This window comes from Bradyrhizobium sp. sGM-13 (assembly GCF_018398875.1).
Taxonomy (GTDB): Bacteria; Pseudomonadota; Alphaproteobacteria; order Rhizobiales; family Xanthobacteraceae; genus Bradyrhizobium.
This window is the reverse complement of the sequence record NZ_JAGWDK010000022.1, coordinates 1-13,074: the sequence shown is the minus strand read 5'-3', so window position 1 is coordinate 13,074 and position 13,074 is coordinate 1. Positions and strand designations below refer to the sequence as shown.

Annotated in this window: 15 protein-coding genes; 11 read left to right on the top strand and 4 right to left on the bottom strand. The window is 63.5% G+C overall.

Annotated elements, in window-relative coordinates; translation table 11 throughout:
• Positions 1–54 precede the first annotated feature (54 nt).
• The 5 genes from ispG to KJQ96_RS40475 all read left to right on the top strand — a co-directional run bounded on the left by ispG (position 55) and on the right by KJQ96_RS40475 (position 4,014).
• Positions 55–1,347, top strand: a complete 1,293-nt coding sequence (gene ispG / locus KJQ96_RS27510) for a flavodoxin-dependent (E)-4-hydroxy-3-methylbut-2-enyl-diphosphate synthase (protein ID WP_213289516.1) — start codon at positions 55–57, stop codon at positions 1,345–1,347.
• A gap of 226 nt (positions 1,348–1,573) precedes the next feature.
• Positions 1,574–2,467 carry a TauD/TfdA family dioxygenase gene (locus KJQ96_RS27505; protein WP_213289515.1) on the top strand — a complete coding sequence of 298 codons (894 nt, stop codon included), beginning with the start codon at positions 1,574–1,576 and terminating at the stop codon, positions 2,465–2,467.
• A 208-nt stretch (positions 2,468–2,675) separates the two neighbouring features.
• Positions 2,676–3,287: a Rieske 2Fe-2S domain-containing protein gene (locus KJQ96_RS40485; protein WP_249734610.1), complete on the top strand. Its 612-nt coding sequence runs from the start codon at positions 2,676–2,678 to the stop codon at positions 3,285–3,287.
• Complete coding sequence (locus KJQ96_RS40480; RefSeq protein ID WP_249734608.1) at positions 3,284–3,550, top strand: hypothetical protein; 267 nt, start codon at positions 3,284–3,286, stop codon at positions 3,548–3,550. The genes KJQ96_RS40485 and KJQ96_RS40480 overlap by 4 nt, the downstream gene beginning before the upstream one ends.
• Positions 3,526–4,014 carry a hypothetical protein gene (locus KJQ96_RS40475; RefSeq protein WP_249734606.1) on the top strand — a complete coding sequence of 163 codons (489 nt, stop codon included), beginning with the start codon at positions 3,526–3,528 and terminating at the stop codon, positions 4,012–4,014. The genes KJQ96_RS40480 and KJQ96_RS40475 overlap by 25 nt, the downstream gene beginning before the upstream one ends.
• 18 nt (positions 4,015–4,032) lie before the next feature.
• On the opposite strand, the gene KJQ96_RS27495 is transcribed toward KJQ96_RS40475, so the two are convergent.
• Positions 4,033–4,407, bottom strand: coding sequence for a nuclear transport factor 2 family protein (locus KJQ96_RS27495; protein ID WP_213289514.1), 375 nt, complete (start codon positions 4,405–4,407; stop codon positions 4,033–4,035).
• Between the two features lie 101 nt (positions 4,408–4,508).
• On the opposite strand from KJQ96_RS27495, the gene KJQ96_RS27490 reads away from it, so the two are divergent.
• Together KJQ96_RS27490 and KJQ96_RS27485 are read left to right on the top strand one after the other, a co-directional pair.
• Positions 4,509–4,937, top strand: coding sequence for a GFA family protein (locus KJQ96_RS27490; RefSeq protein WP_213289513.1), 429 nt, complete (start codon positions 4,509–4,511; stop codon positions 4,935–4,937).
• Between the two features lie 219 nt (positions 4,938–5,156).
• Complete coding sequence (locus KJQ96_RS27485) at positions 5,157–6,923, top strand: caspase family protein (protein WP_213289606.1); 1,767 nt, start codon at positions 5,157–5,159, stop codon at positions 6,921–6,923.
• 59 nt (positions 6,924–6,982) lie between these two features.
• On the opposite strand, the gene KJQ96_RS27480 is transcribed toward KJQ96_RS27485, so the two are convergent.
• Both KJQ96_RS27480 and KJQ96_RS27475 read right to left on the bottom strand, forming a co-directional pair.
• Positions 6,983–7,663 (bottom strand): DUF1345 domain-containing protein, encoded by a 681-nt coding sequence (locus KJQ96_RS27480; protein ID WP_213289512.1) that lies wholly within the window; start codon positions 7,661–7,663, stop codon positions 6,983–6,985.
• Positions 7,664–7,784: 121 nt separating this feature from the next.
• Positions 7,785–8,705 carry a polyprenyl synthetase family protein gene (locus KJQ96_RS27475; RefSeq protein ID WP_213289511.1) on the bottom strand — a complete coding sequence of 307 codons (921 nt, stop codon included), beginning with the start codon at positions 8,703–8,705 and terminating at the stop codon, positions 7,785–7,787.
• 118 nt (positions 8,706–8,823) lie between these two features.
• On the opposite strand from KJQ96_RS27475, the gene mtgA reads away from it, so the two are divergent.
• From mtgA to KJQ96_RS27460, 3 genes are all read left to right on the top strand, one after another.
• On the top strand, positions 8,824–9,552 hold the full coding sequence (mtgA, locus tag KJQ96_RS27470; RefSeq protein ID WP_213289510.1) for a monofunctional biosynthetic peptidoglycan transglycosylase: 729 nt from the start codon (positions 8,824–8,826) through the stop codon (positions 9,550–9,552).
• Between the two features lie 157 nt (positions 9,553–9,709).
• The gene (gene rpmF, locus KJQ96_RS27465) at positions 9,710–9,892 is read left to right on the top strand and encodes a 50S ribosomal protein L32 (protein ID WP_028347701.1); all 183 of its coding nucleotides are present in this window, start codon (positions 9,710–9,712) and stop codon (positions 9,890–9,892) included.
• 134 nt (positions 9,893–10,026) lie between these two features.
• Positions 10,027–10,794, top strand: coding sequence for a hypothetical protein (locus tag KJQ96_RS27460; protein WP_213289509.1), 768 nt, complete (start codon positions 10,027–10,029; stop codon positions 10,792–10,794).
• 1 nt (position 10,795) lies between these two features.
• Here KJQ96_RS27460 and KJQ96_RS27455 read toward each other — a convergent pair whose 3' ends face one another.
• Complete coding sequence (locus KJQ96_RS27455; RefSeq protein ID WP_249734603.1) at positions 10,796–11,083, bottom strand: hypothetical protein; 288 nt, start codon at positions 11,081–11,083, stop codon at positions 10,796–10,798.
• A gap of 244 nt (positions 11,084–11,327) precedes the next feature.
• Here KJQ96_RS27455 and KJQ96_RS27450 point away from each other — a divergent pair, with 244 nt between their 5' ends.
• Entirely contained in the window at positions 11,328–13,016 is a 1,689-nt protein-coding gene (locus KJQ96_RS27450) for a bifunctional diguanylate cyclase/phosphodiesterase (protein WP_213289508.1), read from the top strand.
• Positions 13,017–13,074: the final 58 nt, after the last annotated feature.

The window sequence follows — 13,074 nt, the reverse complement described above, 5'->3', positions numbered from 1 at the left end:
CTGCCTTCGCCGCCCCCTTGGTACATGTCACCAAAACCTGATATTCGAGGCCCCATGAACAAGCCCGAAATAATCCCGCAAGACGACGTCGCCGGCCCGAAGGCCCGGCACAAAACCACACAGGTCATGGTCGGCAATGTTGCCGTCGGCGGAGGGGCGCCGATCGTCGTGCAGTCGATGACCAATACCGACACCGCCGATGTCGAAGGCACAATCGCGCAGGTCGCGGCGCTGTCGCGCGCCGGATCGGAGATGGTGCGCATCACGGTCGACCGCGAGGAAGCTGCTGCCGCCGTTCCGCACATCCGCGATGGGCTGCGCAAGCGCGGCATCACCACGCCCCTGATCGGTGACTTCCATTATATCGGTCACAAGCTGCTCGCCGAATATCCGGCCTGTGCCGAGGCGCTCGACAAGTATCGCATCAATCCCGGCAATGTCGGCTTCAAGAACAAGCGCGACACGCAGTTCGCCGATATCATCGAGATCGCCAACAAGAACAACAAGCCGGTGCGTATCGGCGCCAATTGGGGCTCGCTGGATCAGGAACTGCTGACCAAGCTGATGGACGAGAATACAGCCTCGGCCAACCCGCGCGATGCGCGCGCGGTGACGCGCGAGGCCATGGTGCAGTCGGCGCTGCTGTCGGCCGCCCGCGCCCAAGAGCTCGGCATGCCCAAGGACCGCATGATTTTGTCGGCAAAAGTTTCCGCCGTGCAGGATCTGATCGCGGTCTATCAGGAGCTGGCGCGCCGCTCGGATTACGCCATCCATCTCGGCCTGACCGAAGCCGGCATGGGATCGAAGGGCATCGTGGCTTCATCGGCCGCGCTCGGCATCCTGCTGCAGGACGGCATCGGCGACACCATCCGCATTTCGCTCACGCCCGAGCCCGGCGGCGACCGCACGCTGGAAGTTCAGGTCGCGCAGGAATTGCTGCAGACCATGGGCTTCCGCACCTTTGTGCCGCTGGTCGCGGCATGCCCGGGCTGCGGCCGCACCACCTCGACCACATTCCAGGAACTGGCGCGCTCGATCCAGGATTTCATTCGCGAGGAAATGCCGGCCTGGAAAACGCAGTATCCCGGCGTCGAGCAGCTTAACGTCGCGGTGATGGGCTGCATCGTCAACGGCCCGGGCGAATCCAAGCACGCCAATATCGGCATCTCCCTGCCAGGCACCGGCGAAGCGCCGGCCGCGCCCGTGTTCGTCGACGGCAAGAAGTTCCGCACCCTGCGCGGTCCGACGATTGCCGCCGACTTCAAGGCGCTGGTGATCGACTATATCGACCAGCGGTATGGCAAGGGCAGCAAGACGCCGGTGAGCAGCGTGACGGCGGCGGAGTAAGGCTATCTTGTCCGTCGTCCCTGCGAACGCAGGGACCCATAACCACAGGGCTTTGTGGTTATGCCAAGCTGTGGCTCCAGCTTTCACAACAATGTGCTCCTGTGGTTATGGGTCCCGGCTCCTGATGCGCAATTGCGCATAAGGGCCGGGACGACACCTACTGCATTGCGCTCGACATCGCCTGCGCTACGATGCGTCCCAATCAAGAACGATTGGGAGAACGCCCATGTCATCGCTGTCCGGCAAGCAGGGACCGCGCTACCGGCACGTCGCCGACGAAGCCGAACCTTACGAGACCATTGCGGTCGAGAAACTCACGCCAATCATCGGCGCGGAAATCTCCGGCGTCGATATCGGCAAGCTCGTCTCGGACGACGCGCGCTCCAACCGGCAGATGGACGAAATCCATCGCGCGCTTGCCGAAAACCTCGTCATCTTCTTTCGCGACCAGCATATCACCCCGCAGCAACATCTCGCTTTCGGGCGCAAGTTCGGTGAACTGCATGTGCATCCGGCGGCGCCCAACGAGGGCGACCCGGCGCTGATGAAGATCCATGCCGACAAGGATTCGCCGCGCGCCAATGGCGAGGGCTGGCACACCGACGTATCCTGCGACGTCGAGCCGCCGATGGGATCGATCCTCTACATCAAGCAATGCCCGCCACGCGGCGGCGATACGCTGTTTGCCAACATGTATGCCGCCTATGAGGCACTGTCGGACCGGATGAAGATCTACCTCGACGGGCTGACCGCGTTGCACGATGGCGAGCAGACCTATCGCGGGCTCTACGCCAACTATGGCGTCGCCGACCGGGTGGAATATCCGCGTGCCGAACACCCCGTGGTGCGCACCCATCCCGTCACCGGCAACAAGGCGCTCTACGTCAATCGCGGCTTCACCCGCCACATCATAGGCATCCCTCGCGACGAGAGCGATGCCATGCTCGCCTATCTCTACCAGCACGCGGAGAACCCGCTGTTCCAATGCCGCTTCCGCTGGACGGAAAACGCCATCGCGTTCTGGGACAATCGCTGCGCCCAGCACCGCGCGATGTGGGACTACTGGCCGCATACGCGGTCAGGCACGCGAGTGACGGTGAAGGGCGAGCGGCCGGTGTAAGGCGGCATATCGTGCCCCGGACGCAGTGCATCGCGAAGCGATGCACTGCAGAGCCGGGGCCCACACTTTGCATCCACAACGGGTCCCGGCTCTGCGGCGCGTCACTTCGTGCCGCGCCGCGTCCGGGACACGAGAGTGGGACGAGCGTTGACGTTATCGGCCGCCCGCGTCAATCTTCTGCAAACAAGAACAATATCGGGAGGCCCTCATGCTCCGCGCCGAAGACAACAAATTCCTCACCGAGAGCGGTGCAGGCACCGGCATGGGCGAATTGCTGCGCCGCTTCTGGATTCCGGTGCTGCTGTCGGAAGAGTTACCTGAGGCCGACGGTCCGCCGAAGAAAATCGTCGTCATGGGCGAGGAACTGCTCGCCTTCCGCGATACGCGCGGCATCGTCGGCGTCATCGATCAATATTGCCCGCATCGCGGCGCCAATCTCTGGCTTGGCCGCAACGAGGAGTGCGGCATCCGCTGCGTCTATCACGGTTGGAAGTTCGACACCGACGGCCGCTGCGTCGACATGCCGACCTCCTATCCCGATCTCAATGCGAAAGACCTGATCCGCATCAAGTCCTATCCGGTGCGCGAGTGGGGCGAGATGATCTGGGCCTATATGGGCCCCGCCGATCAGGTGCCGGAGCTGCCCGATCTGGAAATGGCGCTGGTGCCGCCCTCGCATCGCTACGTTTCGAAGAAATGGCAGGACTGCAACTGGGTGCAGGCACTGGAAGGCTCGATCGACACCGCGCATTTTACCTTTGCGCATCTCTCCTTCGAAAGGAAGAGAACGAGATCCTCGATATCAAGAAGCACTTTGTGAATCCGCTTGTGCGCGTGGCCACCGATCACATGCGCTGGATTGCGGAAGATCCGCGCCCCGTCATCAAGATCAACCCGCATGACGCCGGGCTCACGATCGCCGGCGGGCGTCTCACCGGCAGCGACGATATCTACTGGCGCATCGCCCAGTTCCTGATGCCGGTGCACGCCTATGCGCCGAGCGCGATGCCGGGCGAGAACATCTTTGGTCAGAGCTTTGTGCCGGTGACCAATACCAATTGCTGGATCTATACTTATGCCTGAATCCGGAACGGCCGATTACGGATGCCGAGCGTGAGGCCTACGATCGCGGCAACGGCGTCATTGCGGAAGTCGACGAATATTATGTGCCGCTGCGCAACAAGTCGAACGACTACCTGATCGATCGCAAGCTGCAGAAGACCCATAGCTACACTGGCATCAAGGGCGTGTCCGAGCAGGACGCCGCCGTGCAGGACAGCCAGGGCCCGATCGCCGACCGCGCGCGCGAACATCTTGGCCCGACCGACCTCGGCATCATGCATTTCCGCAAGCTCGTGATGGACGCCGCCCGCGCGCTGCAAAAAGGCGAGGCGCCGCCGCACCTGAAGCATCAGGACCGCTACGCCGTGCGCTCCGGCGCCTGCGTGACCAGCAAAGCCAAGGACCTCACCGCTGTCATGATCGAGCGGTTCGGCGATGCGGCCGGCTATGTTGGCGGTCCCGGCAGGAACGCGGCGGCGGAGTAAGGCAGGCCCGAGTAGGTATTACTCGCGCAGATCGTAGCGGTAGGATTTCGAGACGATCTTCCAGCCGTCGCGCAGTTTCATTGCCACCAGATAATCGGTGAAATAGCGCGGCGGCAATTGGCAGCGCACCTTGATGAAGGCGGTGGATTCGTCCAAGCGGTCTATCGTGACGATGAAATCCTCGCGCGGCTTTCCTTCAGCCTTCGCCGACGGCCGCTTTCGCACGCGATCGAGCCAGTCCGGAACGCTCAGCACCTGCAACTCGCCCTTCTCCAGCCAGCGCAAATCTGCGGAGGGGTCGAAGATCGCGCCGAGCTTGTCGGCATCGCCCTCATAAAGGCCATCGAAATAGTTCTGCACCACGGCTTCGACGGTCGATCGGTCCTGACTCACAGCTATTCCTCCCCGACATTTGAAATTTGTTCGAGTTGAATTAAGCCACGAACCGGCGCATTGCGCTATGGTGAGTTCATCACAGGTGCGAGGGATTGCGGGTGGCGGGTTCAGCAAAATCGAATGCTCGCATTCTTGCCGGAGAATGCTTCTGTCGCGCGACGCGCTATGCGGTGGCGGACGAATTCGAATATGCCTTGAATTGCCATTGCTCGGATTGCCGGCGCACCACCGGTTCGGCATTCAAGCCGTTTGCCGGCATCGCACGGGACAAGTTTGATGTCACCAAAGGCAAAGACAGCATCATGATCTATGGCGATGCGGCGAACCACAACGCGCATTGCCCCGAATGCGGCTCGTTGCTCTATTCCGTGGTGCGCGACGGCGCCTTCGTCCATGTTGCCATGGGCACGCTGGTTGACGATCCCTCGATCCGTCCAACGGCCCACATCTTCGTCGGCTCCAAGGCGCCCTGGCTCTTGATCACGGATGACCTGCCGCAATTTCAGGAACATGTCGTACCGCAGTGATCGCGCGGGCGGAACACGTTTGCCGCCATACCCGGCCGGATCCGGCGGAAAAGGTGATTGGCGATGGCCGAACCAGCGGGACACTGGCCAGACTAAGGATGGAGAGGGTGCGATTCACGTCTGCGTGGTTCGTGACCTAACTCACAAAGCCGGCCTGATCCTTCTGATAGGCAGACCGGTGTGGTAAAAAGGGTACAAGGCTCCGGAGGAGTCATGATGATGTCTGGATCGCTAAAATTGTGCCGATGGGCACTTGCAGCCGCCGCCTTCCTGCTGGTGGGCGAGCCGGCCTTTGCCGAGAAGCGCGTCGCGCTGATCCTCGGCAATTCCGCCTACCAGAATGTCGCACCGCTCAGCAACCCGGTTAACGACAGTTCCAAAATGGCGGCCACGCTGAAGAACGCCGGTTTTGACGTCGTCGATTCCCGCCGTGACTTGCCGGCGGCCGAGACCCGTCGCGCGCTGCGCGACTTCGCCGATCGCGCGCGCGATGCCGATATCGCCGTGGTCTATTACGCCGGCCACGGGATCGAAGTTGACGGCGCGAATTACCTGATTCCCGTCGATGCGCGGCTGGAACGCGATACCGACATTTATGACGAGGGCCTTTCGCTCGATCGCATCCTGATCGCAATCGAGCCCGCCAAGAAGCTGCGGCTCGTGATTCTCGACGCCTGCCGCGACAATCCGTTTGCCCGCACCATGAAGCGTACCGTCGCGTCGCGCGCGATCGGGCAAGGCCTGGCCAAGGTCGAGCCGACCAGCCCCAACGTCCTGATCGCCTATTCGGCCAAGGCCGGTTCGACCGCGGCCGACGGTGACGGCAAGAACAGCCCGTTCACGTCGGCGCTGTCGAATCATTTGACGAAGCCCGGGCTCGACGTCCGCCGCGCGTTCGGCTTTGTCCGCGACGAGGTGCTCAAGACCACCAATAATCGGCAGGAACCCTTTGTGTATGGTTCGCTCGGCGGTGAAGACGTGCCGCTGGTGCCGGCACCGCGCGCGGCGCCGGCCGCTGCGCCAGCCCTGAGCGCGCAGGCCGAAGCCCGCCGCGATTACGAACTCGCGCTGCAGATCGGCAACAAGAGCGCGCTCAACGCCTTCCTTGGGCAATATCCCGACGGCTTCTATTCGAGCCTTGCAAAACTTCAGCTCGACAAGATCGCCGCCGAGGAGGCGCGGGTCGCGGCGACCGAGAAAGCGCGGCTGGCCGAGCAGGAGCGGGCACGGCTCGCCGCCGAGGGCGCCCAGAAGTCGCAGCAGGCAAAGGCCGAAGCGGAAGCCAAAGCGGCCGAGCAGGCGCGCGTCGCGGCTGAAAAGGCCAAGCAGGTGGCGCAGGAGCAGGCGGCCGCGGCCGAGCAGAAGCGCGTCGCCGCCGAAAGCGCTGCCGCCGACAAGGCGCCCGCGCCGGCACCCGCTGACAAGGACAAGACCGTGAACGTTGCTGCCCTCACATCAGGGCCGCCGCAGGCCGACGTCACCAAGTCGGTACAGGCCGAACTGCAACGCGTTGGCTGCCTGGCCGGCAACGCCGATGGCAACTGGAATCGCGCCTCGCAGCGGTCGCTGACCCTGTTCAACCGTTACGCCGGAACCAAGCTCGACACCAAGGTCGCCAGCGTCGATACGCTCGATACGATCAAGCTGAAATCGGCGCGCGTGTGCCCGCTGGTCTGCGAGCACGGCTTCAAGGCCGAGGGCGAGCGCTGCGCCAAAATCACCTGCGCAGAGGGCTCGTTCCTCAACGACGACAACGAATGCGAGAAGCGTAGCGCCAGGAAGCCGGTCGCCAAGCGCGGGAAGCCCGAACCGCGGCAGGCGCTGGAAGCCAGGCCGTATCAGGCGCCGCGGGCCAGGCAGGCCGCCGCCGGGCGTTATCAGGGACGGGATCCGAGCATCGGGGCCAGTGGCCGCCCGCTCACCGGCCTCGAACGCCAGCAGGGCTGCAATGGCTACCAAGCCATCATGTCGGGCGTGTGCCCGTAACAGCGGCCGCCATCAGATCAAGTCCATATTGGCGCCGCGACAGCGGCGCCAATTGCTTTTCAAATAGCGCTCGCCGCGATGTTCACCATCAGCGCCAGCAAGGCCGTGTTGAACACGAACGAGATGATGCCGTGCACGGTCGCGGTGCGGCGGATGACCTTATCGGTGATGCCGACGTCGGAAACCTGCGCGGTCATGCCGATCACGAACGAGAAGTAGACGAAATCCCAGTAATCCGCATCCTCGTGCGGGTCGCCGCTTGGAAACTGCAGGCCGCCGGGCCTTTTGCCGCGATAAAAATCATGGGCGTAGTGCAGCGCAAAGGCGGTATGCACAAGCGCCCATGACAATGCGATCGTCGCCGTCGCCAGGATCAGCCCGGCCGGATTGCCGTTCGAGGCGCCGAGCTCGAACGCGATCGCGCCAAGGCTTGCGAGGGCGCCGAACGCGGTCACTAACAGGATCAGGAAACGCCCGTCATCCTGCAACACCGCGCTGCGTCTTATATGGCCGACGTCGCAGCGCAGCATCATAATGTAAGCGAGTACGAGATACAGCGCGGCGAAGACATCCCAGCCGACGATGAGACGTGTCGCGAGCCGAAACGTGTCAGGCATCAGGAAGAATACGGCCACGCCAACCCCGAGCGCGATGAAAGTCCGCGGCCTTCCGTAGACGACGCGGACCGGCATCGGCAGGTTCTGGAAGCGAACAAGGTGTTTCTCGAATTCCTTGTCCATCCGCTGGCCCTCGATACGCGCTATAGCGTTTTCGAGCGAAGTGGATACCGGTTCGCGTGAAGAAAACGCGTCAAAACATGAATCTAGAGCTTCGGCTCTGATTTCAATCAGAGCCGAAGCTCTAGTTCCTGCGCTCCGCGACAAAGCGCGCGGCTGCCCGCAATATGTTGCCCTTCGCGCCGAAGATCGACAGCGCGGAATCGGCTCGCGCCAGGAGATCGCGCACGCGCTGCTTGGCGCCGTCGATGCCGAGCTGGGTGACGAAGGTGGTCTTGCCGAGCGCCGCATCCTGGCCGGTCTGCTTGCCGAGCGCTGCGGCGTCGCCCTCGACGTCGAGCAGGTCGTCGGCGATCTGGAACGCCTCGCCCAGCGCGCGGCCGTAATCGTCGAGCGCCTGGTATTCCTTCGGCGTGGACTGGCCGAGGATCGCGCCCGCGATGCAGCCATAGCGCAACAGCGCGCCGGTCTTCATCTGCTGCAGCCGCGCCACGTCGACCGGTTCGCGGTCGCCGAAGCGGCCTTCGCCGGCGAGGTCGAGGATCTGGCCGCCGACCATGCCGCCGATGCCGGAAGCGCGCGCCAGTGCCCGCGTCAACAGCAGGCGCACATTGGCGTCCTTGTGGATCTCGTCGCGGGTGACGATGTCGAACGCCAGCGTCAACAGCCCGTCGCCGGCGAGGATGGCGGTGGCATCGTCGGTCTTCTTGTGCAGCGTGGGCCGGCCGCGGCGCAAATCGCTGTTGTCCATCGCCGGCAGATCGTCATGGATCAGGGAATAGCAATGGATGCATTCCAGCGCCGCGCCGACCAGCAGCGCGGCCTCGCGCGGGACGCCGAACACCGCCGAGCTTTCAACCACCAGAAAGGGCCGCAGCCGCTTTCCGCCGCCGAGGCTGGAATAGCGCATCGCGTCCATCAGCCGCTTCGGCCGCGCGATCTCGTCGGGCAGCAGCGTATCGGACAACAGCTTCGCCAGCAGCGCTTCGGTGTCCTCCGCGGTTTGGTCCAGTCGTTTGGCAAAATCGGCAGTGATGGTGGTCATTAAGAATAGCTCCAGATCAATTTGGCCCGGACAATGTTTGATGGCGGGCGCTTCGTCAATTCCATGACCCCCGTCACAAAAGCGCTGGAAAACGCCCGAAATATCATGGAGATGTCACATGGGTGGGCCTGTTCAGCGGTCCCCTAGGGGCTGGGCTGAACCGGAAGCATCCAATTTGCGCATTGTCCGAATTTTAGCGCTGATCCTGCTGGCGGTGCTGTTACTGCCCTATCTGGTGACGCCGTTCTACCGCAGCGGGCATCCGGTCTCGGCCCTGATGGCCTGGCGCTGGCTCAAGGGCGCGCCGGTGTCGCGGCAATGGATCGATTTCAAAGCGATTTCGCCCTACCTGCCGCGCTCGGTGGTCGGCTCCGAAGACGCCAGATTCTGCAGCCATCGCGGGGTCGATTGGGGCGCGCTGCAGGACGCAATCGACGACGCCGAGGACGGCGAACCCACCCGCGGCGGGTCGACGATTACCCAGCAGGTGGCGAAAAACCTGTTCCTGTGGCCGGGCCGCAGCGTGGTCCGCAAGGTGCTGGAACTTCCGCTTGCGATGTGGATCGATCTGGTGCTGCCCAAGCAGCGGATCCTGGAAATCTATCTCAACATCGCTGAACTCGGCCCGTCCGGGCAGTTCGGGGCGGAAGCCGGTTCCCTTTACGCTTTTGGCCGTTCTGCCTCGACCCTGTCGCCGCGCGAGGCCGCCTTGCTAGCGGCGATCCTGCCCAACCCTGTCAGGCGCAGCGCCCGCAATCCCGGCCCCGGCGTGCGCCGTCTGGCCGCGACCTACACCGCGCGAGCGAGTGCCGTGCAGCGCTGTTGGAGCGAGAATCGCGCTTTTTGAGCCAATTTTCGGCCGCTTTTACCGCAACCTGCCCTAGCTTTACGCCAGCCCATCCTCTATAAGCGCGGCCTTATCGGCATCGCAGCCCGTGCGCGAAGCGCTGGGCGGTCTGGTTTCGGACGATGCCTCCGACAAAACACCCCTAGAGGACTGTGTTATGGCCGTTCCCAGAAGAAAAACATCGCCCTCGCGGCGTGGCATGCGCCGCTCGGCGGATGCGCTGAAGAAGCCGACCTATGCCGAGGACAAGGATTCGGGCGAGCTGCGCCGTCCGCACCACCTCGACCTGAAGACCGGCATGTACAAGGGCCGGCAGGTGCTGAAGAAGAAGGAATCCTGACCGGATAGGGGATACGGCGCCGCTTCCAGTGGCGCCCGCCCGAATTTGGCCAACGAGTGGGCCAACGGTTCCACTGGGCGAAGCGGTGCTTTGCCCGGGGACATTTCCGGTTTTTCTAGCAAGGCGTGATACCCATGGTCGGTTTTCCGCTGCTTCTGATTCCGCTCGCGATCTACAACATCATTGTCTTCCTGATGCCGGAGGTATCGTTCACCGAGCCGCTGGTGAAGCTGACCTTGATGTCGGGTGCGGAATGGACCGTGACGCTGAGCGACGTGCTGCTCACGCTCGGCATCTTGCTGCTGCTCGCCGAGGTCATCAAAGGCGCGCGGCCGGGCGCGAAATATCTCACCGACCATCTGCTGTCGCTGATCGTGTTTGGAGCGGCAGCGGCTGAATTCCTGCTGTGGCCGAAGTTCGGCACCTCGACCTATTTCCTGATGACGGCGCTGTCGCTGGTGGATTTCGTCTCCGGCCTCGCATTGCGGACACGACGCCGTGCCGTCGTCGCGGCGGCGCCGCCGGCAAAAGGCGCCGAACAGTCCGAGGCCCCGGCAGCCGAGCCCAAAATTGAGCCTGCACCGGCAGCAGCACCTTCGCCTGCGCCTGCTACACCAGCGGCAGCCTCTGTTGCCGAATCCGTGTTGAAGGATCACGCCGAACCGAAACCGGTGCAGCCCGCCGCCGCGCCCGAGGCGGCTTCAACGGCAGCCCCGTCGCCCGCAGTGTCGTCATCGGAAGTTCCTGCGCCAGAAGCCCCTGCACCCCAAGGCCGTGCACCCCAAGTTCCTATGCCCCAAGGCCCTACGCCCCAAGTTCCTACGCCCCAAGTCTCGTCGCCAGGACTACAGCCGGGCTCAGGCCCTCCGCCCTCGGATAAGCCCGATACGCCTCAGCGCTGAGCTAGATGGTTTGCCGTGTCCGGAAGCCGGTGCTGCAGCACCCGATTTGTCTGGCGCCATAGGCCGTCTGCGCATCCGCCAATGAGGCCCGCCTCAGGACGCGGGTTTGCGGTGTCTGATCGGCGGCCGCGATCAACTGCGCGAGGAAGGTCGGATCGGGCCGCGGCACCGCCGCTCGCTGTGACCAGTGTACGGACTGGGCGACCGGCACCAACGCGACGCAGGCCGGCTCGTCGAGGTTGACGAACTCGCCGTCCAAAATTTCGTCTGATCGATCGATATCCAGCATCGCGCACCGCAACCGGCTAAAACTGTCACGTTTCGGGACGAAACGCCCCACTGCGATCTCACCTCGCAAGGCCTATGCCGCTCCCTTCCGCTTCGTTCCCGGCTGACCCGGAAAGTCCGTGAAACATGGTTTCCGGATTGTTTATCAACTTGGTCTAGCCTCTCGTTCGAAACAGCCACTATCCTCAAGGCCCAAGGGAATCACCAGGGAATCACCCGGCGGTGTCCCGAATCGAGGCGATCTGATGCCCCCTGTCCCGGAAGCCTCCAGCATTCTCGCCTCGCTAGGCCAGGCCGCTTTCGTTTGGGACCTGATAGCGGACAACATCGCCTGGAGCGACAATGCCGGTGCGGTTTTCACCGACATTCCGGCGGAAGCGCTACGGAGTGGCGCCGGGTTGGCCGGGCTGATCGAGCCCTCCCGTTCGATCCGGACGGACGCCCTCACTCGATCGCCTCCGCCGCGGGGCGGCGAAGGCGTCCCCTATCGGATCGAATATGGCGTGCGAGCCTCAAGCTCCGCGCCGGTACTCTGGATCGAGGAAACCGGTTGCTGGTTCGCGGGGCCCGACGGCAAGCCAGTGCGCGCGCAAGGCATTGTCCGCATCAACAATGAGCGCCGTGCCCGCGACGAGCAATTGCTGAAGCTCTCGATGCACGATCCGCTGACCGGTGAACTCAATCGCACGCACCTCATCGCTTCGCTGGCGGAGGCGATCGAGGAAGCCATGCGTCTCCGAACGACGTGCGCCTTCATGCTGATCGGCATCGATCATTTGGCGCGCGTCAACGACGCCTTCGGCTTCGATGTCGCTGACGCCGTGATTGCGGAAGTCGGAAGGCGCATCCGCGCCAAGCTGCGCGGCGGCGACGTGCTCGGGCGCTTCTCCGGCAACAAGTTCGGGCTGATCTTGAGGAATTGCACCGTCGAAGACGCCAATATCGCGGCCGAGCGTTTCCTGGCAGGGATCCGCGACGAGGTAATCCCGACCAAATCCGGCCCGGTTTCGGTGACGGCCTCGATCGGCGCGATCAGCATCCCTCGTTACGCCCGCAATGCCGATGAGGCTGTCAACCGCGCCCAGGAAACGCTCGATGACGCCAAGCGCCGCCGCGCCGGATCGTTCTCGCTGTGGAAGCCGAACGTCGAGCGCGACGCCCAGCGTCGGGTCAACATCCGCGTCACCGACGAGATCGTCACTGCATTGAACGAGCGGCGGATCGTCACCGCCTTTGAGCCCGTGGTCGAAGCGCGCTCGCGGCAGCCGGCGTTCTATGAATGCCTGGTGCGGATGGAGCAGGAGGACGGGCAGGCGCTGCTGGCGCCCGATATCGTTCCGGTCGCCGAGCGATTGGGCCTGATCCGGCTGGTCGATCATCGCGTGCTCGAACTCGCGGTCGCCGAGCTCGCGGCGTCGCCGAACGTGCGGCTCAGCCTCAACATCTCGCCCGACACCACCATGGACCCGGACTGGTGGACCGGAATCGAATCGCTGATGCAGGCGCATCCCGGCGCCGGCGAGCGGCTGATCGTCGAGATCACCGAAACGGTTGCGATCCAGGACATTGACGATATCAGGGGCTTCATCACGCGACTGAAAAGCTTCGGCAGCCAGATCGCGATCGACGATTTCGGCGCCGGCTACACCTCGTTCCGCAACTTGCGCAAGCTCGGCGTCGATATCGTGAAGATCGACGGCGCCTTCGTGCAGAACATCGCACGCTCCGCCGACGATCGCGCCTTCGTGCATACGCTGATCGATCTGGCCAACCGCCTGCAGATCAAGACGGTAGCCGAATGGGTGCAGGACGAAGAAACCGCCGTGATGCTGCGCGAATGGGGCTGCAACTACATCCAGGGCCGCCTGATCGGACTGGCATCGCCGCAGCGGCCATGGAGCACGACCGATACCGCGCTGCCGGCAGCGGGTTGAATTGTCGTCCCTGCGAACGCACTAGGGCATGCACACATTTCTGAGGGTCCATCCGATT

What these genes read in the sequence shown, in the direction of transcription:
- KJQ96_RS27455 (WP_249734603.1), bottom strand. Translation starts at nt 11,083, where the DNA reads ATGCTGGATATCGATCGATCAGACGAAATTTTGGACGGCGAGTTCGTC.
- mtgA (WP_213289510.1), top strand. Translation starts at nt 8,824, where the DNA reads ATGGGTGGGCCTGTTCAGCGGTCCCCTAGGGGCTGGGCTGAACCGGAA.
- KJQ96_RS27460 (WP_213289509.1), top strand. Translation starts at nt 10,027, where the DNA reads ATGGTCGGTTTTCCGCTGCTTCTGATTCCGCTCGCGATCTACAACATC.
- KJQ96_RS27505 (WP_213289515.1), top strand. Translation starts at nt 1,574, where the DNA reads ATGTCATCGCTGTCCGGCAAGCAGGGACCGCGCTACCGGCACGTCGCC.
- KJQ96_RS27485 (WP_213289606.1), top strand. Translation starts at nt 5,157, where the DNA reads ATGTCTGGATCGCTAAAATTGTGCCGATGGGCACTTGCAGCCGCCGCC.
- ispG (WP_213289516.1), top strand. Translation starts at nt 55, where the DNA reads ATGAACAAGCCCGAAATAATCCCGCAAGACGACGTCGCCGGCCCGAAG.
- KJQ96_RS27480 (WP_213289512.1), bottom strand. Translation starts at nt 7,663, where the DNA reads ATGGACAAGGAATTCGAGAAACACCTTGTTCGCTTCCAGAACCTGCCG.
- KJQ96_RS27475 (WP_213289511.1), bottom strand. Translation starts at nt 8,705, where the DNA reads ATGACCACCATCACTGCCGATTTTGCCAAACGACTGGACCAAACCGCG.
- KJQ96_RS27450 (WP_213289508.1), top strand. Translation starts at nt 11,328, where the DNA reads ATGCCCCCTGTCCCGGAAGCCTCCAGCATTCTCGCCTCGCTAGGCCAG.
- rpmF (WP_028347701.1), top strand. Translation starts at nt 9,710, where the DNA reads ATGGCCGTTCCCAGAAGAAAAACATCGCCCTCGCGGCGTGGCATGCGC.
- KJQ96_RS40485 (WP_249734610.1), top strand. Translation starts at nt 2,676, where the DNA reads ATGCTCCGCGCCGAAGACAACAAATTCCTCACCGAGAGCGGTGCAGGC.